The 19183-nt window shown below is 70.9% G+C and carries 18 protein-coding genes; 9 read left to right on the top strand and 9 right to left on the bottom strand.

The window, feature by feature from the left end; translation table 11 throughout:
• Positions 1-92 precede the first annotated feature (92 nt).
• From ACIBQ6_RS35370 to ACIBQ6_RS35350, 5 genes are all read left to right on the top strand, one after another.
• A complete protein-coding gene (locus ACIBQ6_RS35370) occupies positions 93-1226 on the top strand; it encodes an ROK family protein (protein WP_358298800.1) in 1134 nt (377 codons plus the stop codon).
• A gap of 153 nt (positions 1227-1379) precedes the next feature.
• Positions 1380-2291 (top strand): ABC transporter permease subunit, encoded by a 912-nt coding sequence (locus ACIBQ6_RS35365; protein ID WP_357976243.1) that lies wholly within the window; start codon positions 1380-1382, stop codon positions 2289-2291.
• Between the two features lie 11 nt (positions 2292-2302).
• A complete protein-coding gene (locus tag ACIBQ6_RS35360; protein ID WP_397217273.1) occupies positions 2303-3169 on the top strand; it encodes a carbohydrate ABC transporter permease in 867 nt (288 codons plus the stop codon).
• Between the two features lie 16 nt (positions 3170-3185).
• Positions 3186-4808, top strand: coding sequence for a hypothetical protein (locus ACIBQ6_RS35355; RefSeq protein WP_358298802.1), 1623 nt, complete (start codon positions 3186-3188; stop codon positions 4806-4808).
• Positions 4809-4834: 26 nt separating this feature from the next.
• Complete coding sequence (locus tag ACIBQ6_RS35350; RefSeq protein ID WP_397217271.1) at positions 4835-6004, top strand: Gfo/Idh/MocA family protein; 1170 nt, start codon at positions 4835-4837, stop codon at positions 6002-6004.
• 46 nt (positions 6005-6050) lie between these two features.
• Here the strand turns inward: ACIBQ6_RS35350 and ACIBQ6_RS35345 are convergent, their stop codons facing one another.
• From ACIBQ6_RS35345 to ACIBQ6_RS35315, 7 genes are all read right to left on the bottom strand, one after another.
• Positions 6051-7136, bottom strand: coding sequence for an SPFH domain-containing protein (locus ACIBQ6_RS35345; protein ID WP_352361641.1), 1086 nt, complete (start codon positions 7134-7136; stop codon positions 6051-6053).
• Positions 7137-7140: 4 nt separating this feature from the next.
• Positions 7141-7572, bottom strand: a complete 432-nt coding sequence (locus ACIBQ6_RS35340) for an NfeD family protein (protein WP_397217269.1) — start codon at positions 7570-7572, stop codon at positions 7141-7143.
• A 90-nt stretch (positions 7573-7662) separates the two neighbouring features.
• A complete protein-coding gene (locus ACIBQ6_RS35335) occupies positions 7663-8814 on the bottom strand; it encodes an Ig-like domain-containing protein (RefSeq protein WP_397217267.1) in 1152 nt (383 codons plus the stop codon).
• A gap of 78 nt (positions 8815-8892) precedes the next feature.
• Complete coding sequence (gene fahA / locus ACIBQ6_RS35330) at positions 8893-9996, bottom strand: fumarylacetoacetase (protein WP_397217265.1); 1104 nt, start codon at positions 9994-9996, stop codon at positions 8893-8895.
• Positions 9993-10766, bottom strand: coding sequence for a hypothetical protein (locus ACIBQ6_RS35325; RefSeq protein ID WP_397217263.1), 774 nt, complete (start codon positions 10764-10766; stop codon positions 9993-9995). Before ACIBQ6_RS35325 ends, fahA begins: the two co-directional genes overlap by 4 nt.
• Positions 10748-11917 carry a homogentisate 1,2-dioxygenase gene (locus tag ACIBQ6_RS35320; RefSeq protein WP_397217261.1) on the bottom strand — a complete coding sequence of 390 codons (1170 nt, stop codon included), beginning with the start codon at positions 11915-11917 and terminating at the stop codon, positions 10748-10750. Before ACIBQ6_RS35320 ends, ACIBQ6_RS35325 begins: the two co-directional genes overlap by 19 nt.
• Before the next feature lie 77 nt (positions 11918-11994).
• Positions 11995-12624: a helix-turn-helix domain-containing protein gene (locus tag ACIBQ6_RS35315; protein WP_352361631.1), complete on the bottom strand. Its 630-nt coding sequence runs from the start codon at positions 12622-12624 to the stop codon at positions 11995-11997.
• A gap of 84 nt (positions 12625-12708) precedes the next feature.
• On the opposite strand from ACIBQ6_RS35315, the gene ACIBQ6_RS35310 reads away from it, so the two are divergent.
• Genes ACIBQ6_RS35310 through ACIBQ6_RS35300 form a run of 3 tightly spaced genes read left to right on the top strand, consistent with a single transcriptional unit; the run spans position 12709 to position 15078 of the window.
• Positions 12709-13347 carry a hypothetical protein gene (locus ACIBQ6_RS35310; RefSeq protein ID WP_397217259.1) on the top strand — a complete coding sequence of 213 codons (639 nt, stop codon included), beginning with the start codon at positions 12709-12711 and terminating at the stop codon, positions 13345-13347.
• Positions 13348-13386: 39 nt separating this feature from the next.
• Positions 13387-14541: an FAD-dependent oxidoreductase gene (locus ACIBQ6_RS35305; protein ID WP_397217257.1), complete on the top strand. Its 1155-nt coding sequence runs from the start codon at positions 13387-13389 to the stop codon at positions 14539-14541.
• A 57-nt stretch (positions 14542-14598) separates the two neighbouring features.
• Positions 14599-15078 carry a hypothetical protein gene (locus ACIBQ6_RS35300; protein WP_397217255.1) on the top strand — a complete coding sequence of 160 codons (480 nt, stop codon included), beginning with the start codon at positions 14599-14601 and terminating at the stop codon, positions 15076-15078.
• Here the strand turns inward: ACIBQ6_RS35300 and ACIBQ6_RS35295 are convergent.
• Complete coding sequence (locus tag ACIBQ6_RS35295; protein WP_397217253.1) at positions 15070-16320, bottom strand: MFS transporter; 1251 nt, start codon at positions 16318-16320, stop codon at positions 15070-15072. The two genes, ACIBQ6_RS35300 and ACIBQ6_RS35295, sit on opposite strands and share 9 nt — an antisense overlap.
• Before the next feature lie 272 nt (positions 16321-16592).
• On the opposite strand from ACIBQ6_RS35295, the gene ACIBQ6_RS35290 reads away from it, so the two are divergent.
• Positions 16593-17879, top strand: a complete 1287-nt coding sequence (locus ACIBQ6_RS35290) for a hypothetical protein (protein ID WP_397217251.1) — start codon at positions 16593-16595, stop codon at positions 17877-17879.
• 57 nt (positions 17880-17936) lie between these two features.
• On the opposite strand, the gene ACIBQ6_RS35285 is transcribed toward ACIBQ6_RS35290, so the two are convergent.
• Positions 17937-19121, bottom strand: a complete 1185-nt coding sequence (locus tag ACIBQ6_RS35285) for a helix-turn-helix domain-containing protein (RefSeq protein WP_397217249.1) — start codon at positions 19119-19121, stop codon at positions 17937-17939.
• Between the last annotated feature and the right edge of the window lie 62 nt (positions 19122-19183).

Genomic DNA, 19183 nt, shown 5'->3' with positions numbered 1-19183 from the left:
TGCCCCCACAGCTCAGCTTCACGCGGCAGCGGGACCAGGCACAATTACGAAATAAGCTTGAAGATGACCTGCCCGGCGACTCGGAGGTATCGGTGCGACAGCAGAGCGGCGACGCCTCGCTTCTGCGCAAGCTCAACTCGGCGGCCATCCTGCGCGTGCTGCGCGAGGCCGACGTGGCCACGCTGTCGGAGCTGGCCAGGTCCGCCCGGGTGTCCAGGCCGACGGCCGAGGTCATCGTCGACGACCTGGTCGCCGAGGGCTGGGCGGAGGAGTGCGAGGAGGAGGCCGGCGACCGCCAGCGGGGACGTCCGGCCAAACGCTTCCGGTTCCGCGCCTCCGCGGGGCACGTGCTGGGCGTCGGCATCGGCGGTTCCAGCCTGCGCGCCATGCTGGCCGACCTGAACGGCACGATCGCCGTCACCCGCCGCGCGCCCAACCACCGCGACATGCCCGCCGCCGAGCGGCTCGACCAGATCGTCGGGCTGGCCACGGAGACCGCCGCCCAGGCCGGGCTGGCGCTGGCGGACGTCACCGTCGTCGGCGTGGGCACCACCGGCACGGTCGACGGCTCCGGGCGTGTCGTCAAGAGCATCGCCCTGTCCGACTGGACCGGCCTCGACCTGCAGGGCGAGCTGTCGGCCCGGATCCCCGCGCCGGTGCTGGTCGAGAACGACATGCGCCTGGCCGTCCTGGCCGAGCACTGGCGGGGCGCCGCGCAGGGCCGCGACGACGTCGTCTACCTGTTCACCGGCGACCGCATCGGCATGGGGCTGCTCATCGGCGGGCGGCCGTACCGGGGGGCGCACGCGGCGGGCGGCGAGATCGGGGCCCAGCCGAACGACAACTGGACCGCCTTCCGGTACGTCCTCGACTACGCGATGGCCGTCGAGCCGGGCGAGCTGCGCTCCAGCCGGCAGTGCGCCGAGTTCGCGATCGCCCGGGCCCGCGCCGGCGACGAGCGGGCGGGCCAGGCGGTCAGGGAGTTCGCGCGCGGCCTGGCCGCCGGGCTCGTCACGGTGGTCAACCCGCTCGACCCGGACATGGTCGTCATCGGCGGCAGCCTGTCCTCGGCCGGAGACCTGCTGGTCGAGCCGGTACGCGAGCTGTTCGAGGAGTACTGCCTCTACCCGCCGGAGGTGGTGGCGTCGGGGCTGGGCAGCGAGTGCATCACGCTGGGCGCCGTCCGGTTTGCCCTCGATCAGGCAGATCGCCTGCTCTTTACGTAGCCAACTTGGCTAATTAGATAACCGTTCTGTCACAGGCATGTCGCCGTGTGACATCGATCCAGCAAGCATGCTCAGATCTGATCGCTTTAACCTAGTTATTTGCATAAATCGGTACTAGCCTCCAGCCATCCCGACCCGACTGGAGGTGAGCGTGTGGCCGCTGTCACCCTGCTTGAGCGGCTGAAGCGCGACTGGACGCTGCTGGCCCTGTGCCTGCCCGGCGTCCTGTACTTCGTGGCCTTCTTCTACGTGCCGCTGCTCGGCAACGTCATCGCCTTCAAGGACTACGCGCCGTTCCTCGGCATCGCGGGCAGCCCCTGGGTGGGCCTGGACAACTTCGTGATGCTGCTGGAGGAGCCGGAGTTCTGGAGCGCGGTCGGCAACACCCTGCAGATCACGGCGCTCCAGCTCGTCCTGTACTTCCCGGCCCCGATCGCGCTCGCGCTCCTGCTGAACTCCCTGATCGGCCACCGCGTCAAGCGGTTCATCCAGACCGTCGTCTACCTGCCGCACTTCCTGTCGTGGGTGGTCGTGGTGGCGATGTTCCAGCAGGTCATCGGCGGCGCCGGCACGGTCAGCTCGTTCCTGAACTCGCACGGCATCACCATCGGCAACCTGATGTCGAACGCGGACACGTTCAAGCTGCTCGTGACGGCCCAGGTCATCTGGAAGGACTGCGGCTGGGGCACGATCATCTTCCTGGCCGCGATCACCGCGATCGACATGAGCCAGTACGAGGCCGCCGCCATCGACGGCGCCGACTGGAAGCGCCGCCTGTGGCACGTCACGCTGCCCGGCATCCGCTCGGTCATCCTCATGATGCTCATCCTGCGCCTGGGCGACATCCTGTCCGTCGGCTTCGAGCAGATGGTCCTGCAACGGGAGGCCGTGGGCGCCGGAGCGGCCGAGGTCATCGACACCTACGTCTACTACCACGGCATCCGTGACGGCGACTGGGGCATGAGCACCGCCGCCGGCCTCATGAAGGGCCTCATCGGCGCGGCGCTCATCTACGCGGCCAACAAGCTCGCGCACCGCTTCGGAGAGCAGGGGATCTATCGATGAGGCCGCCGTGGATGGAACGCCCGACCATCGCCGGGCGCACGCTCAAGTTCGTCGTGCTGACCGCGATCACCGTGGTCGTGCTGTACCCGTTCGGGCTGGCCGTCGGCACGAGCCTGATGGGCCGCGCCGAGAGCATCGCCAACGGCGGCAGCTACGTGCTCTGGCCCTCGCACCCGACCTTCGAGGCGTACTCGCTGATCCTGTCCGGCGGCGCGGTCACCCGGTCGGTCCTGATCAGCATCGGCATCACGCTCACCGGCACCGCGCTCAGCCTGATCTGCACGGTCTTCCTCGGCTACGCGCTGTCGCGGCGCGGCATGCTCGGCGGCAAGCCGATCCTGCTCATGGTGCTGGCCACGTTCCTGTTCACGCCGGGCATGATCCCGAGCTACCTCATGGTCAAGGAACTCGGCATGATCGACACCTACCAGTCGCTCATCGTGCCGGTGCTGGTCAACGCGTTCAACGTGGTCGTGGTCAGGTCGTTCTTCCAGAACCTGCCCGAGGAGCTGTTCGAGGCGGCCCGCATGGACGGGTGCGGCGAGTTCCGGATGATGTGGCGGATCGCGATCCCGCTGTCCAAGGCGGTGATCGCCGTCGTCGGCCTGTTCTACGCGGTCTCGTACTGGAACACGTTCTTCACCGCGATCCTCTACATCAACGACCAGACCAAGCATCCCATCCAGGTCGTGCTGCGGCAGTTCATCTTCCGCGGCACCTCGGCCACGGGCTCGGACGTCGCGATCGTGCGTGACCTGCCCGCCTCGTCGGTGCAGATGGCGGTGCTCATCATCGCGCTCGTGCCGATCCTGCTCGCCTACCCCTTCCTCCAGAAGTACTTCACCAAGGGCGTCCTCACCGGCGCCATCAAGGGCTGAGAACCCGGGAGCAACCATGTCATCCATCATGTCCCGTCGTGGATTCCTCGGACTCGCGCTCGCCGGCGCCACGGTCGCCGGGCTCGCGGCCTGCGGCGGCGAGAGCGGCCCCGCAGGCGTGAAGAAGGGCGGCGCGGATCTGTCCAAGAAGCTGACGCTGCCGACGTACACCGCCGCCAAGATCCCCACGCCCGACCTGCCGATCGACGCCGGCCAGGACCCCGCGTACCTGAAGTACCCGAGCGAGCTGGTCAAGTCGGTCGCCACCGCCCCGGGCGACGGCCAGAAGATCACCTCGCTCACCCAGACGTGGGACGTCGCGCCGCCCGCCCCCGGCCAGAACACCTACCTGCAGGAGCTGAGCAAGGCCCTGGGCTCCGAGTGGAGCATGAACATCGTCGTGGGCGACGGCTACCCCGACAAGTTCAACGCCATCATCGCCAGCGACGACCTGCCCGACCTGGTCTGGTTCCCGCCGAACCAGGGCCTGCAGCGGGTGCCCGAGCTGCTGGCGGCCAAGTTCCACGACCTGACGTCGTACCTGAGCGGCGACGCGATCAAGAAGTACCCGAACCTGGCCAACCTGGGCGACGTGACCTGGAAGTCCGCGGTCACCGACGGGAAGCTGTACGGCGTGGCGGTCGCCTACAGCCGCTTCGGCCAGGTGTTCCTGGTCAACCAGGATTACTGGCAGCCGGTCGGCGGCACCGAGTTCACCGGCGCCGACGACTTCCTGGCCAAGGCCAAGCAGCTGCTCGACGTGAAGAAGAACAAGTACCCGCTCGAACCGAGCTACTACAACCACGTGCACATGTTCAGCCACTGGTACGGCGCTCCCAACACCTGGAAGCTGACCGGCGGCAAGCTGATCCACCAGTTCGAGACGCCCGAGTACCAGGCGGCCCTGGAGCTGGCGGTCAAGTGCTTCAAGGCCAACCTGTTCTGGCCCGACCCCGCCCTGCCCACCATCAAGGACAAGGTCGCCAACGGCCAGATCGGCGCGTACGTCGAGTCGTTCCCCGGCTTCCTCAACGACGCCAAGACCCAGAAGTACAACCTGGGCGCGATCGTGCCGTTCGCGGCGACGCCGTCGTCCAAGCCGGTCTACAACGCCGGGCTCGGCTCGGTGGGCTTCACCTCGATCAGCAAGAAGGTGGACGCCAAGCGCATCGAGACCCTGCTCGGCGTGCTCAACTACCTGGCTGCCCCGTTCGGCACGGAGGAGTACGAGCGCGTCAACTTCGGCGTCGAGGGCACCCACTTCACCAAGAAGGACGGCGACCTCGCCTTCACCGACAAGGGCAAGGCCGAGGTGCCCACCACGCAGCAGCCGCTCTCGTTCGTGATCGGGTCGCCGTCCGCGCTGTTCCTGCCCGGCCAGCCCGAGCGCACCAAGCTCATCCACGACTTCGAGACCAAGATCGCTCCTATGCTTCAGGAGCGCGTCACCACCGGCCACTTCTCCGACACCTACACCCAGAAGAACGGCGAGCTGAGCACCATGGGCAAGGACATGGTCGACGACATCGTCACCGGGCGTAAGTCGATGTCGGACTGGCCGGCCTTCGTCAAGAAGTGGCTGGGCAGGGGCGGCGAGGCGATGCGGGCCGAGTACGAGGCCTCCATCGCCAAGGGCTGATCGTTCTACCGTTTGAAAGGACACTTGTGGAAGACCTGCGCATCGGAGTCATCGGGCTCGGCCTGCGGACGAGTCTCGCCCTGGCCGCCCACCGGCCGGGCGAGGGCTCGGTCGTGGCGGCGCTGTGCGACTCCGACCCGGCAGTGCTCAAGAAGCAGTCGGAGCGGTTCGAGGCGGAGTTCCTGACCGGGGAGTACCGCGAGCTGCTCGACCGGCCGGATCTCGACGCGATCGTCGTCAACACCCCCGACGACACGCACGAGCGCATCGCCATCGACGCCCTCCAGGCCGGCAAGGCCGTCTACCTGGAGAAGCCGATGGCCATCACCGTCGAGGGCTGCGACAACATCCTGCGGGCCGCCCGCGAGACGGGCAGCCGCCTGTACGTGGGGCACAACATGCGCCACATGGGCGTGGTGCGCCTGATGCGGGACATCATCCGCAAGGGTGTGATCGGTGAGCCCAAGACCGTGTGGGTACGCCACTTCGTGTCCTACGGCGGCGACTACTACTTCAAGGACTGGCACGCCGACCGCACCCGCACCACGGGCCTGCTGCTGCAGAAGGCGGCGCACGACCTCGACGTGATCCACTGGCTGGCCGGCGGCTACACCACCCGCGTGAACGCCCTCGGCGACCTGATGGTCTACGGCGACCTGCCGCGCCGCGAGCCGGGGACGCCCCGGCCGGAGGGCTGGCTGCGGGAGTTCGAGTGGCCGCCCACGCAGCGGCGCGACCTGCACCACGTGATCGACGTCGAGGACGTGTCGGTCATGAACATGCGCCTGGACAACGGCGTCATCGCCGCCTACCAGCAGTGCCACTTCAGCCCCGACTACGTGCGCAACTACACGGTCATCGGGACCGAGGGCCGGCTGGAGAACTTCGGCGACGGCCCGGGGGACACGGTCAAGGTGTGGAACACCGGCCCCACCTCCTACCGGGACGACTGCGACATCGCCTACCGGGTGCCGGCCGCGCAGGGCTCGCACGGCGGGGCCGACCCGCAGATCATGGCCGAGTTCTGCCGGTTCGTCACGGAGGGCGGGGCGACCGACACCTCACCCGTGGCCGCCAGGATGAGCGTCGCCGCCGGGTACATGGCCACGATGTCGCTGCGCGACGGCGGCATGCCGTACGACGTGCCGCCGCTGGACCAGGAGCTGGCCGCGTACTTCGACAACGGCCAGCGCTGAGCGTCGCCGGGGCCGGGCGGGGGAACCCGCGCGGCCCCGGCGGACGTCAGCGGCCGGTGTCCTTGGGGTCGCGCTCGCGCTCCAGGTCGGGGAACGGGGACGGCTCGTTGACGGCCTGGGCGATCTGGCGGGGGCCCTTGGGGCTCTCGGCCTCCTGCGCGTCGGCGACCGCCTCGGCCGCCGCCTCCGAGGCCGCCGCGATCTCCCGGTCCAGCTCCTCCGACGGCCGGGGCTGCTCCTCGCGGGTGGCGGCCGACTTCGGCAGCGCCTCGGTGAACGCCTTCGAGACGCCCTGCAACGCCGAGGTGACCTCGCTCGGGATGACCCAGAACGTGTTGCCGCTGCCCTGGGCGAGCTGCGGCAGCACCTGAAGGTACTGGTAGGCCAGCAGCTTGGGGTCGGGGTCGTTGCGGTGGACGGCCTGGAAGACCTGGTCGATGGCGCGCGACTGGCCCTCGGCCTCCAGGATGGCGGCCGAGCGCTGGCCCTCGGCCCGCAGGATGCGGCTCTGCTTGTCACCCTCGGCCGTGAGGATCTGCGACTGGCGCTGGCCCTCGGCGTTGAGGATCGCGGCCCGCTTGTCGCGCTCGGCCCGCATCTGCTTCTCCATCGCGTCCTTGATGGTCTTGGGCGGGTCGATGGCCTTGACCTCGACGCGGTTGACCCGGATGCCCCACTTGCCGGTGGCCTCGTCGAGCACGCCGCGCAGCTGGCTGTTGATGGTGTCGCGCGAGGTGAGCGTCTTCTCCAGGTCCATCGAGCCGATCACGTTACGCATGGTCGTGACGGTGAGCTGCTCTATGGCCGTGATGTAGTTGGCGATCTCGTACGCCGCCGCCCGCGGGTCGGTGACCTGGAAGTACAGGACGTTGTCGATCTCGACGACCAGGTTGTCCTCGGTGATGACCGGCTGCGGGCGGAAGGTCACCACCTGCTCGCGCAGGTCGATCATCGGATAGACGCGGTCGACGTAGGGGATGACGAAGTTGAGACCCGGCTTGAGCGTGCGGTGGTAGCGGCCGAGCCGCTCCACGTTGCGGGCCCGCGCCTGGGGCACGATCCGCACGGCCTTGAGCACGGTGAACGCGGCGAAAAGGATGATCAGCAGTCCGGCTATCAGCAACGGGTCCATGTGGTCACTCCCGTGGATACACGAGGGCCGTGGCGCCCTCGATCTCGATGATGTCGACGGTCGCCCCGGTGGGGATCACCAGGGTCTCGTCATAAGCGCGTGCGGACCACTCCTCACCCCCGATGCGGACCCGCCCGTCGCGGCCCGTGACCTCGGAGACCACGTACGCGGGCTTGCCGACCAGCGCCTCCACGCCGAAACGCTGCAACGGCGGCTGCTGAAGATAGCGGACGGCGAGCGGCCGGATGACCACCATCCCCGCCGCGGACGACAGGGCGAACACGAGGATCTGCAAGGGGACGGGCAGCCCGACGGCGGCCGTCACGGCGGTCAGGAGAGCGGCCACGCCCAGGAGCCCGAGGGCCGCCGTGAGAGTGAACAGTTCGGCCACACCGAGGACGACTGCGAGGATTATCCAGATGACCCATTCATCCATGCTCCGGCCCTCCTGAACCTATAACGGGCCTGTGTGTGTGACTGGTTCCCCCTTACCACCGTAATCCCCCGTTCGTCCGCAGGGCACCCGTCACCGGCCGGTCGCCGGGGCGGTCAGGGCGCTTCCCAGGGTCCACTTCTCCCACGGAAGTTGCCAGAAGCCCCACCCGTTGTCCCATTCCAGCCGGCGGGCGGTGCCCGTGATCAGCACGGGGTCGCCGCGCAGCGAACCGGCGTAGAACCAGGCCGCCTGGTCGGGGCGGGCGTTGATGCAGCCGTGGCTGACGTTTTCCCTTCCCTGGGCCCAGACGTTGTCCTTCGCGTGCACGTACTCGCCGCTGTTGGAGATGCGCACGGCGTGCTCGATCAGCAGGTCGTAGTAGCCGGGGTCGCCCTTGACGCGGCCGGGGGAGATCATCCGGACCGGGTTGCCCTTGTCCATGGTCAGGTGCATGCCGCTGGTGGTGGTGTATTCCCGCGTGGTGGCCATGCCGGCGCTGATGGCCATCTGCTGCACCACCCGGCCGTCGCGGCGCACGACCATCTGGTGGGTGCGGGCGTCGACCGTGCTGGTCTGCCTGCGGCCCACGGTGAAGGCGAAGGTGGAGTCGAGGGTGCCGTAGACGCCGGAGGCCGGGCGCACCCCGGCCAGGTGGGCGCTGACCATCACCTGCTGCCCCGAGGCCCAGAACCGGCGGGTGCGGTAGACCACCTGCGTGTCGCTGGTCCAGCGCCAGGCGCCCTCGGCCGGGGTCTTCGTGGTGACCTCCAGCGACCGCTCGACGGCCGCCTTGTCCTGGATCGGGGTGTCGAAGTCGATGACGACCGGCATGCCCACGCCGACGGTCTCGCCGGGCAGCGGCGCGGTGGCGGCCACCCCGAACGTGTGCTCGGCGGCGCGGGTGCGGAAGCGGCCCATGGAGACCGTGGACGGGCCGTTCTCGCCCGCGGCCGTGGCGGTGACGGTGTACTCGGTCGCGGGTTTGAGCGTCCAGTCGGAGCGCCACCTGGTGTGCGAGGCGTCGAGCCGGCCCGGGACGTGCTCGCCTCCCTCGTAGACCAGGACCTGGGTCAGCCGGCCGCCCTGCGCCGTGATGACCAGCCCCTTGTCGGGACGGGCCCGCTTGGCGTCGAAGGCGGGGGAGACGCGCACGACCGCGGGCGCGGCCGGGGAGTCGCCGACGGGACCGCAGCCGCAGCAGGCCAGGAGGAAGGCGACACACAGGATCGCGGCACGCCGCACGTCACTCTCCGAGGGCTTTCCGAGGGAAGGGGACTTCCCAGGTTAGCGGTGAGTGACGATCGAAGCACCTTGAGTTACTTATCCGATGGTTCCGGACACCTCGCCCAATGTCAGGCCGCCCGCGGTGGCCCGGATCGTCACCGTGTCGCCGTCCTGGAGGAAGGTGCGGGTGTCGCCGCCGGACAGCTTGATCGGTTCGGCGCCGTTCCAGGTCAGCTCGATGAGCGAGCCGCGCTGGTCGCGTTCCGGGCCGGAGATCGTGCCGCTGGCGAACAGGTCTCCGGTGCGCAGGGAGGCGCCGTTCACGGTCATGTGGGCGAGCATCTGGTCGGGCGTCCAGTACATGCTCGGGTACGGCGGGCGCGAGATCACGTCGCCGTTGAGCACGACCTCGACGGCGATGTCCAGGCCCCAGTCGCCCTGCCTGCGCAGGTAGTCGAGCGGCTCGGGGGCCTGCGGGCGGCCCGGGACCCGGGGCAGCGCCTCCAGCGGCGTGACCCACGGCGAGACCGAGGTCGCGAACGACTTGCCCAGGAACGGCCCGAGCGGCACGTACTCCCACGCCTGGATGTCGCGCGCGCTCCAGTCGTTGACCAGCGTCACCCCGAACACGTGGTCCTCGAACGCCCCGGCCGGCGAGCCCAGCTCCGACGGCACGCCGACCACGAACCCCAGCTCGGCCTCGATGTCGAGCTTGGCGCACGGCCCGTAGACCCCGGCCCTGAGCTGGCCGTGCGGACGCCGGACCGGCGTGCCGGACACGACGACCGTGCCCGACCTGCCGTGGTAGCCGACGGGCAGGTGACGCCAGTTGGGCAGCAGCGGCTCGGCGTCGGGACGGAAGATCCGGCCGATGTTGCTCGCGTGGTCGAGCGAGCAGTAGAAGTCGACGTAGTCGGCCACCTCGAACGGCATGTGCAGCCGCACCTGGTCGAGCGGGATCAGGTGGCTCTCGGTGACCGAGGAGTCGCCGGTCAGCTTGTTCTGGATGAGGGTCCTGGTGTCGTGCCAGGCCGAGCGGCCCCGCGCCATGAACGGGTTGAGCGAGGGGGCGGCGAACACCTCGTCGTGCAGCGCGGCGGCCAGGTCGAGCACCTTGTCGCCGTACCTGACGCCCACTCTGGGCGATTCGCCCTGACGGGAGAACACGCCGTAGGGCAGGTTGTCCACTCCCCAGCTCACTGAATCACTCCTAGCGTCTGCAGGTCCTCGATGGGCGTGCCGGTGCTGCAGGAGCCGTAGCTGACCAGCAGCCGCCGCGCCCGCTTCGCGGTCTCCTGGGTCACGGCCCCGGCCAGCCGCACGAGGTGGCCGACGTCGGTGGTGCGCAGCACGGGGGCGGGGTCGCGGCCCTCCACGGCCTCGCAGACCGACAGCAGCAGGTTGAGGAAGCCGTGCCGGTCGACGCCGAGGCTCGGGTCGAAGTGCCGCACCGCGTGGTGCAGCCCGGCCGTGGCCTTGAACGGGACGTCGGCCTCGACGCAGCCCCGGACGAACGCCGCGAGGTGCTCCACCGACGGGAACGCCTCGGCCTTCAGCCCGCCGCAGCGCACCTTCAGCCCCACCCCGTCGGGCACCCCGGCGACCTTCCGGTCCGGCGGGACCTCGACGAACAGCCGCACGTGCGCCGGCAGGCCGAGGCGCCGGGCCAGCTCGGCGACGGACTCGTCGGCCCCGAGCGGGATCTCGACGAAGTCCACCGGCAGGTCGCCGAAGTCGGGGAGCTCGGGCGTGTCCACGATCAGCCCGATGCGCCGCGGCCGGTAGGCGTGCCCGCGCAGCCGGTCGAGCCGGCTGGCCGGGCAGAGGAAGCGGTGGGTGAGCACGCCGTTGCCGTGCTCCAGGTCGCGCTGGTTGCGGGCCAGCGCCTCGTCCATGTGCAGTGACGTCGGCGGGAACAGGCCCGCGTCGTCGACCAGTTCGCTGAAGAGAGTCATCGTGCCCAGGTCCATGCGTAGCCGGGATCCTCACAGGACAGCGCGCCCGGCCCGAGGTCGAGCGGGCGGAAGGTGTCGACCATCACGGCCATCTCGCTCGTGGTGGTGACGCCGCGGGCGACCGCGTCGATCACCGCCTCGACCGCGCCGGGCTGCGGGCCGTGCGTGAACCCGGCCGGGTGCAGCGAGACCGAGCCGACGTCGATGCCCGAGCCCTTGCGCGCGGTGTAGTCGCCGCCCACGTAGAACATGAACTCGTCGGAGTCCACGTTGTGGTGGTTGTACGGGATCGGGATGGCCTCAGGGTGGTAGTCGAGCGGTCGCGGGCAGAACGAGCAGACCACGAACCCGGGCCCCTCGAACGTCTGGTGCACCGGCGGCGGCGCGTGCGTCTTCTTCACGATCGGCTCGAAGTCGTCGATGTTGAAGGCGTACGGATAGAGGTAGCCGTCCCAGCCGACCACGTCGAAGGGGTGGTTGCGGTAGACGAGCCTGGTCAGGCCGCCCCGCGTGCGGACCAGGACGGGCACCTCCTCGCCCTCGGCGAGCAGGGGCTGCGTGGGGGCGCGCAGGTCGCGTTCGCAGTACGGCGCGTGCTCCAGGAACTGCCCGTACTGCGACAGGTAGCGCTTGGGCGGCCTGATGTGCCCGGACGCCTCGATGGCCAGCACGTTGACCTGCCCGTCGGGCACCCAGCGGTGGATCGTGCCGGTCGGGACGACGACGTAGTCGCCCTCGCCGGCCTCGATGACGCCGTAGGTGGACTCGAAGCGGACCGAGCCGCGCTGCACGTAGACGCACTCGTCGCCCATGGAGTTGCGGTACAGCTCGCTGGGGCGGTCGCTGGTGGCGTACGACAACCGGACGTCGGCGTTGCCGGCGAGCAGGATGCGGCCGTCGACCAGGTCACCGGCGCTGGACAGCTCCTGCGTGCGGAAATGGCGCGGGGAGAGCGGCAGGTTGGGCTCCAGCCGCGTCGCGGACGCGGGCGTGACCGCCTCGGCCTTGATGATCGCGGTGGGCAGGTGGCGGTGGTAGAGCAGCGAGGAGTCGGACGAGAAGCCCTCCTCGCCCATCAGCTCCTCGGCGTAGAGGCCGCCGTCCGGCCGCCTGAACTGCGTGTGCCGCTTGCGTGGCACTTCCCCAACGACGCGGTAGTACGGCATCCGCCCTCCATGTTGTCCGCTTACCGGACGCATGTGTCCTCTATGTGTGACTACCGTCCGACATCGGTGTGGAGATGTCAACCCAGCGCGGCGGCCAGCTCGGCGGCCGCCGCCACCACGCGCGGCCCCGTCTCCTCCTCCAGCGGGCCGAACGTCACCACCCCCACCGAAGCCTCCAGCCACGGCAGCCCGGTCACGGGCGCGGCGATGCCCCGCGCCCCCACCTGCAACTGCCCCTCCGTCACGAGGTATTCGTCGCGCCCCTCGCGCAAAGCCAGGATCGCCCGGCCCGCCGCGCCTTTCGCCAGCGGATGGCGCGACCCCTCCCGGTAGGCCACGTGCAGATCGGTCCAGGACGGCTCCACCACGGCCACCGCCAGCCCGTCGTCGCCCTCGGCCACGGTCAGGTGCGCGGTCGCGCCCACCTGCTCGGCCAGCCGCCGCAGCGTCGGCACCGCCGCCGCCCGCAGCAACGGCTGCACGGCCTGGGCCAGCACCAGCACCCCGAACCCGAGATGCACCCGCCCTTCGGCGTCGCGGCGGACGAACCCCTCGTTCAGCAGCGTCGTCAGCAGCCGGTAGACCACCGGCCGGCTCAGCGACAGCTCGGTGCTCAGCTCGGTCGGGGTGCGCCCGCCCTTCCCGTCGGCGAGAAGTCGCAGCAGGCGCAGCCCGCGTTCGAGCGTCTGGGCGGATTCGGCGGCCATGACTTCGATTATGGAGTGACGGCTGACCAGTGAAAGAGCGCGGTGAAGGGGTACGTAGGGACGAGAGGCGTCGGGGGGGTGGAGATGCGGCAGAGGTGGCTGTTCCTGGTCGCCGGGCTGGCTCTCTGCGCCCTGCCGCCGGCCGTGCCGTCGCTCACCACGCCGATCGCGTACATGGCGAGGGAGACCCTGATCGACCCGCCGCCGCGCGCGGAGGGTGACCGGCTGGTCGAGAACACCTTCTACCTCACCCAGGGCATCACGGTGAGCCAGTGGCTGCTGCCGGTCGCCAAGGGCGTGACCTTCCGCCCCGGCTACGTCGCCGTGGGGGTCGGCGTCGACGCGAGCGGGCGGTTGTCCGGCACGCCCTCGCGGGTGGGCACGTTCATCGCCCCGGTCCGGCTCTGCGCCGGTCACTCGTGCGAGGAGCAGCTCATCACGCTGGTCGTGCTCGGGAACGTTCCATGGGAGCCGCGCGAGCTGACCTTCCCGGGCCGGGCCGGCGTCCCGCTCGCCGGGGAGATCGGCATCAACGGCGGCCCCCAGGGCGTCATCCCGACCTTCAGCGTGACCGACCACGCCAAGCTGCCCGCGGGCGTGACGATCGGCCCCGACGGGCACGTGGGCGGGGTGCCCCAGGCGGCCGGCATCTCCGAGGTCCCGGTGCGCGTCTGCGTGGCGGGCAACTGCGCGGGCGTCGTGGTCCGGTTGATCATCGTCTGAACCCTTGCGCGGGGCGGTTCCTGCGGTCACGGTGGTTCCATGAAATCGGTCATTGTGGTCGGAGCCGGTATATGGGGGTCGTCGCTGGCGTTGCGGCTGGCCGAAACCGGCTGGCAGGTGACCCTGGTCGAACAGCACAAGCCCGGACACGTCCGGCAGGCCAGCGCGGGGGAGACGCGGCTCCTGCGCTGCGCGCACGGCGCCGACGACTGGTACGCGCGGCTGGCCTGGGAGGCGCGGGAGGGCTGGCGGCGGCTGGGCGAGCGGGCCGGCGAGGAACTGTTCCTGGAGTCGGGCATGGTGTGGTTCGCGGCCCGGCCGGACGGGTGGGAGCACGCCAGCGCCCAAGTACTGAAAAATCTGGATATCCCGGTTGAGGTGCTCGACCCGGCGGACGGCCGGCGCTTCTTCCCCGACTATCGCGGCGACGACCTGAGCTTCCTGCTCCGCGAGCCGCACGCGGGCGTGCTCAGGGCGCGGCGGGCGACGCAGGTGACCGCCCGGCTGGCCCAGGCGGCCGGCGTCCGGCTGGTCAGAGGACGGGCGGCGCCCGTGCCGGGGCTGAGCGCGGTCGAGGTGGACGGCGAGGTGCGGCGGGCCGACCGCGTCGTGTGGGCGTGCGGCGCCTGGCTGCCCGGCCTGTTCTCCGTGCCGGTCACGGTGACCAGGCAGGACACGGTGCACTTCGCCGCTCCCGCCGCGTGGTCGTCCCCCGAGACGCCCGCCTGGGTGGACTACGGCTCCTCGGCCTACGGGCACGGCGACGTGGACGGGGTCGGCATGAAGGCCACCTCCGACGCCGAAGGGCCGCCGTACGAGCCGGAGGAGGGCAGCCGGGCGGTGGACCCGTCCGCGGTCGAGCAGGCCCGCGACTACCTGCGGCGCAGGTTCCCCTCGCTGGCGGCCGCGCCGGTGCTGTTCAGCCAGGTCTGCCAGTACGCGCTCACCCCCGACGCCGAGTGGATCATCGCCGAGGACGCGCCCGGCGTGTGGCTGCTCGGCGGCGACTCGGGCCACGGGTTCAAGCACGCCCCGGCCCTGGCCGCGTACGTGGCCGCGATCCTGGACGGCGAGCGCGCCCCCGAGCCGCGCTTCGGGCTCGGCCACGGGCGCGTGGCCGCCCGCGGCCTGCGCACGAGCGGAGACCTCGGGGTAGGGCCCGCCTCACCGGGATTCGGGGGACGACGGGCGTGATCGGCGCGGGCGCGCGGATCAGACTTTCCCTGTAATCGAAACGACAGGGAGCCCGCCATGACCACCGCCCTCGCCTCGCAGACCGCCGAGCCTCGTACCCCCCAGCCGCCGCCCGTCGTGCACGCCGCCGCGCTGCTGTGGATGTCCGCCGTCGCGGCGGGGGCGTTCGAGACCGTGCTCGCCGTCGGCAGGGAGCTCTACGAGGGCACTTCGGGCGTCCTGGACCTGCTGCCCGGCGCCGGTCTGCGGGTGGCCGTCTTCGCCGCGGCGGTCTTCCTGGCGCTGCGGATGCGCGCGGGGCAGAACTGGGCCAGGCTCACGCTGGCCGTCGGGCTCGGCGTGTTCGGCACGTTGTCGCTGGTCGTGGGGCCGATCCAGTGGCTGCTGCACGGCGGCTCGATCGCCCAGGCCGCCGCCGGGGCCGACGTGGTGACCTGGCTCTTCACGATCAGCCGGGTGCTGCACGTGACGGCCGTGCTCGGGGCCGTCACGTTGATGTTCCAGCCGAGGGCCAACGCCTGGTTCCGCTCAGAGTGAGACCGGCTCGGGCTCCGGCTCGGGGGCGCGCAGGTTGCGCACCCCCGGCGCGGCCAGCGCGGCGAGCGTGGACAGCACGACGAGGGCGGCGCAGCCGAGCAGCGCCCCCTCGGTGCCGAAGGCCACCGCCGCCGGCGCGGCCAGCATCAGCCCGATCGGCCCGAACATCAGTGACCCGAGCGCGTCGTACGAGCTGACCCGCGACAACGACTCCGCCGGGATCTCGCGCTGCATCGTCGTCTGCCACAGCACGCCGAAGACGTCGAAGCACACGCCCAGCACGAACGCCCCCGCCACGATCGCCCACAGCGGCGCGTCCAGCCCGAGCAGCACGTACGGCAGCGCGGTCGGCAGGCACAACAGCGTGCCGAGCAGGATCGGCCGGCGCGGGCGCAGCCGCAACGACACCAGCACCCCGGCGATCGTCCCGACGGCCTCGCCCGCCAGGAACGCCGACCAGGCCGCCGGCCCGCCCAGGGTCTCCTTGGCCAGCAGCGGCCCGAGCACGCCGTGCCCGGCCTGGATCGCCATCACCAGCACCGAGAACTGGGCCACCACCACCCAGATCCACTGCCGCGAGCTGAACTCCCGCCACCCGTGGCGCAGGTCGGCCAGCACCGAGTGCCGCTCGGCCGCCGCGCGCTCGGCGGGGGTCGGGCGCAGCAGCGCGATCAGCACGCCGGCCACCGCGAACATCGCGCCGCTGACCAGCAGGGCCCAGCCGCCGCCGAACCACAGCACCGTGGCGCCGCTCAGCACCACCCCGGCCACGCGCGAGGCGTTCGCGCCGAGGCCGAGCAGCGCGTTGCCGGCCTGCAGCCGCTCGGCGGGCACGATCTCGGGGATGATGCCGGTCAGCGCCGGGAACATGACCGCAGTGCCCACGCCGCAGGCCGCCGCCGCGACGCTCATCACGGGCAGCGGCGCCCAGCCGGTCAGCAGCATCGCCGCCAGCGCGAAGTAGCCCAGCGCCATGAGCAGCTCGCCGGCCATCATCACCCGCTGCCGCGGCAGCCGGTCCGCGATCACCCCGCCGATCAGCATGAACACGATCATGGGCAGTGACTCGGCGGTGAGCACCACCGACAACGTCGTGGCGTCCGCGCCGGGCAGTTCCAGGATGCCGAAGGCGAGCGCCACGGGCGCGAAGGCGCTGCCGAGCATGGAGATGGTCCGCGCGGACAACAACAGGGCGAACTTGCGGTCGCGGAGCAGCCCGAGGTCGCGGAGGTAGCTGTGCACTGGGCCGGTCCCCTCGAAAACGTTCAAATCCGTCCCAAGTCTGCCGCTTGTGGCAGTGCGGTGTCGTCCCAATATTCGTCATGGGGGTGACAGGGCCGGTCGGGAAGCGCGGGCGGAGGGATGATCACCCTGCGGCCTCGCCGCGCTCGACTGCGACGCCTACTGCGCGTCGAGAACCGCGTGAGGATCGCCGTGGATCTCATTGAAGGTTGTTGATCGTCCCGATATTGTGCTATCTGCCCACGATCGCCCCCCATGGGAGTAAAGGCGCCATGCGACTGCGGAAGATCTTCGTCATCGGACTGGCCCTGTCGTTGCTCGGCGTCGGAGTTCCCGCCTGGTCGGAGGACGATCCACGGGGCTGCAACGACCTGATGTCCGCCGACACCCCGGCGTTCGTCGTCTGCCGCTGGCTGGCCACTCCCGAGGAGGCCGCCGACATCGCCCGGTTCTGGCTGGACAACGACGGCAAGAACATGATCGACTCCGGCCCGATGCACGAGATCGTGGTCGACTGCAGCGAAGCGGGCAACGAGTGCGCGACCGACTCCGAGGGCGACGGCGAGATGCACGACGTCGGCTCCCCGGACGTCGACGGCGCCGAGGACGGCGGCACCCCCGACCAGTGCCCGGACGGCCAGAAGTGCCACGTCGACCCCGACGGGATCTCGGCCGCCGCCAAGACGGCCGCCGCCGAGAGCCCGGCGGGCCAGGCCGTGAAGAGCGCGGTCGAGGCCGGCCTGCGGACCTGGATCGAGACCGAGCTGGCCGACGACTACAAGGCGGGCAAGCTGGCCGAGGCCGTCAAGAAGGTCGCCGCCCTGGCCGCGCAGCCGGGGGTCGCCGGGATCAGGTTCACCTCGCAGCTCGGCTACAACCAGACCTTCGCCACGGCCGAGGAGCTGGACAAGTTCGTCACCGAGGCCACGACCGCGCTGCGCAACCTCGTGCCGGGCAAGAAGCTGGCGGCACACACGGTGGTCCCGCTGTTCGGCTGCGGCGCCAACGACGCCTGCAAGGCCGAGATGACCAAGAAGTACCCGCTGCTCGACCCCGCCCGCATCGGCGCCTGGCTCTCCGGCGGCCAGATCGACCAGCTGACCCTGGACACCGGCCACCTGGCCACCGAGTACGCCACCTGGAAGATCGACGCCGCCGAGGCCCAGCGCAACCAGTGGATCCAGGTCCGCGCCCGCGCCTGGGACGCCTACGCCCAGATCGCCGCCGAGGACGCCGGGTTCACCGCCGCCGGCACCTCCAAGCTCACCGCCGAGCAGGCCACCCAGGCCATCACCGACCGCATCGCCGCCCCGCTCCAGGCCGACGCCGCCGAGACCGTCGTCCTGTGGAGCCGCTGGCAGGACGCGCAGGGCCAGGTCAACCGGGTGTACGGCGAGAAGTGGGCGGCCAACACCACCTGGGACCAGCTCAAGAAGCTCGGCACCGTGCGCCCGCGGCTGGCCACCGTCTACGACTACAGCAGCCCCGAGGCCGACGTCGCCACGGACATCAAGAACCTGTCCGAGGTCTTCGGCCAGGTCTACCTGCACACCGCCTGACGGCAGCCGCCCGGTCCCGCCCGGTCCCCGCCACGCCGGCCGGGCGCGGCGGGCCGGTCACGGCCCGGCGGCGATGAGGGCCTGGCGGGCCCTGAGCACGATCTCCAGCTCGAACCGGACGTCGGGATCGGCGAGCTGGTCGCCGTAGAGCTCTTCGAGCTGCCGCAGCCGGTAGCGCACGGTCTGCGGATGCACGTGCAGCCGGGCGGCCACCTCGCCGGCGCCCCGGCCGTGCCGCAACCAGGCCAGCAGCGTCTCGGCCAGCCGGTCCTGCTGGGCGGGCCGCAGGTGGGCCAGCGGCGCGAGGCGGGCCTGCGCCATGGCGCCGACCAGCTCCTCGTCCTTGAACACCACGAGCGTGGCCATGTGGTCGGCGCAGCGCAGGAGCCCGCGCGGCAGCACGCCGCGCCGGGACAGCTCCAGAGCCTCGCGCGCCCACCTCAGGGACGTCGCCGCCGCGGCCGGCGGCACCGCCGGGCCGATCGCGGCACGGTGGCCGCGCAGCGCGTGGTCGAGCAGCTGCGCCTGTCCCGGCCCGTCCGGGTCGGGCACCAGCAGGCACGGCGCGGGCCGTTCCAGCCCGCCGAGCACGTCCGGCGGCAGCGCGGGCGCCCGGTACGTGCCGTGCCGGTCGTCGAGCGCCACGCCCGCCACGGTCCGCGGCAGCCGCCATCCGGCGGCCCTGGCCAGGTCGGCGACGGCCTCGGGGGCGGCGGGCGGCCGGCTGAGCAGCAGGTCGAGCAGGCGGTTGCGGCGGCGTTCGAGCTCGCCGGCGGCGTGCGCCCTGGCCTCGTCGAAGCCCTGGGCGGCGGCGTCGGCGAGCCGGTCGAGGCAGACGAAGATGGCCTCGCCCAGGTCGTACACGGTCTGCGGGGTCAGGCCGAGCGGGTCGGCGATCTCCGTCAGCCGCCGCCAGCAGACGCGGGCGCCGAGCCGCATGGCCGTCTGCAGCGGCTCCAGGTTGCGGCCCTCGGCCGCCTCGCCCTTGCCGATCATGCGGAACGGCTCGGGGTCGAAGGGGGCGCCCGGGTTCTCGATGCGGTCGAGGAAGCCGTCGATGGCCTCCTCGACCGCCATCTTCACGACTTTGATGGAGATCTCGTCGGCCGGTCGGGCGTACTCGGGGATCCGGGTCTGGATCTCCTCGACCACCTCGGCCGAGACCTTTCCGATGCCCGCCTTGAGCGTTCTCACGATGTCCGCGGGGAGCCGGGTTTCGCTGATGTCACTCTTGATGGCCATCGTCCCTCCTGTCGCCATTGTGGCTCAGGCGAGAAGAGTTTGCCTAGCAAGAGCTTGTTTCT

Source organism: Nonomuraea sp. NPDC049655 (genome assembly GCF_044465465.1).
GTDB lineage: Bacteria > Actinomycetota > Actinomycetes > Streptosporangiales > Streptosporangiaceae > Nonomuraea.
Note: the sequence above shows the minus strand (reverse complement) of the source record. Positions and strands in the feature narration are given on the sequence as shown.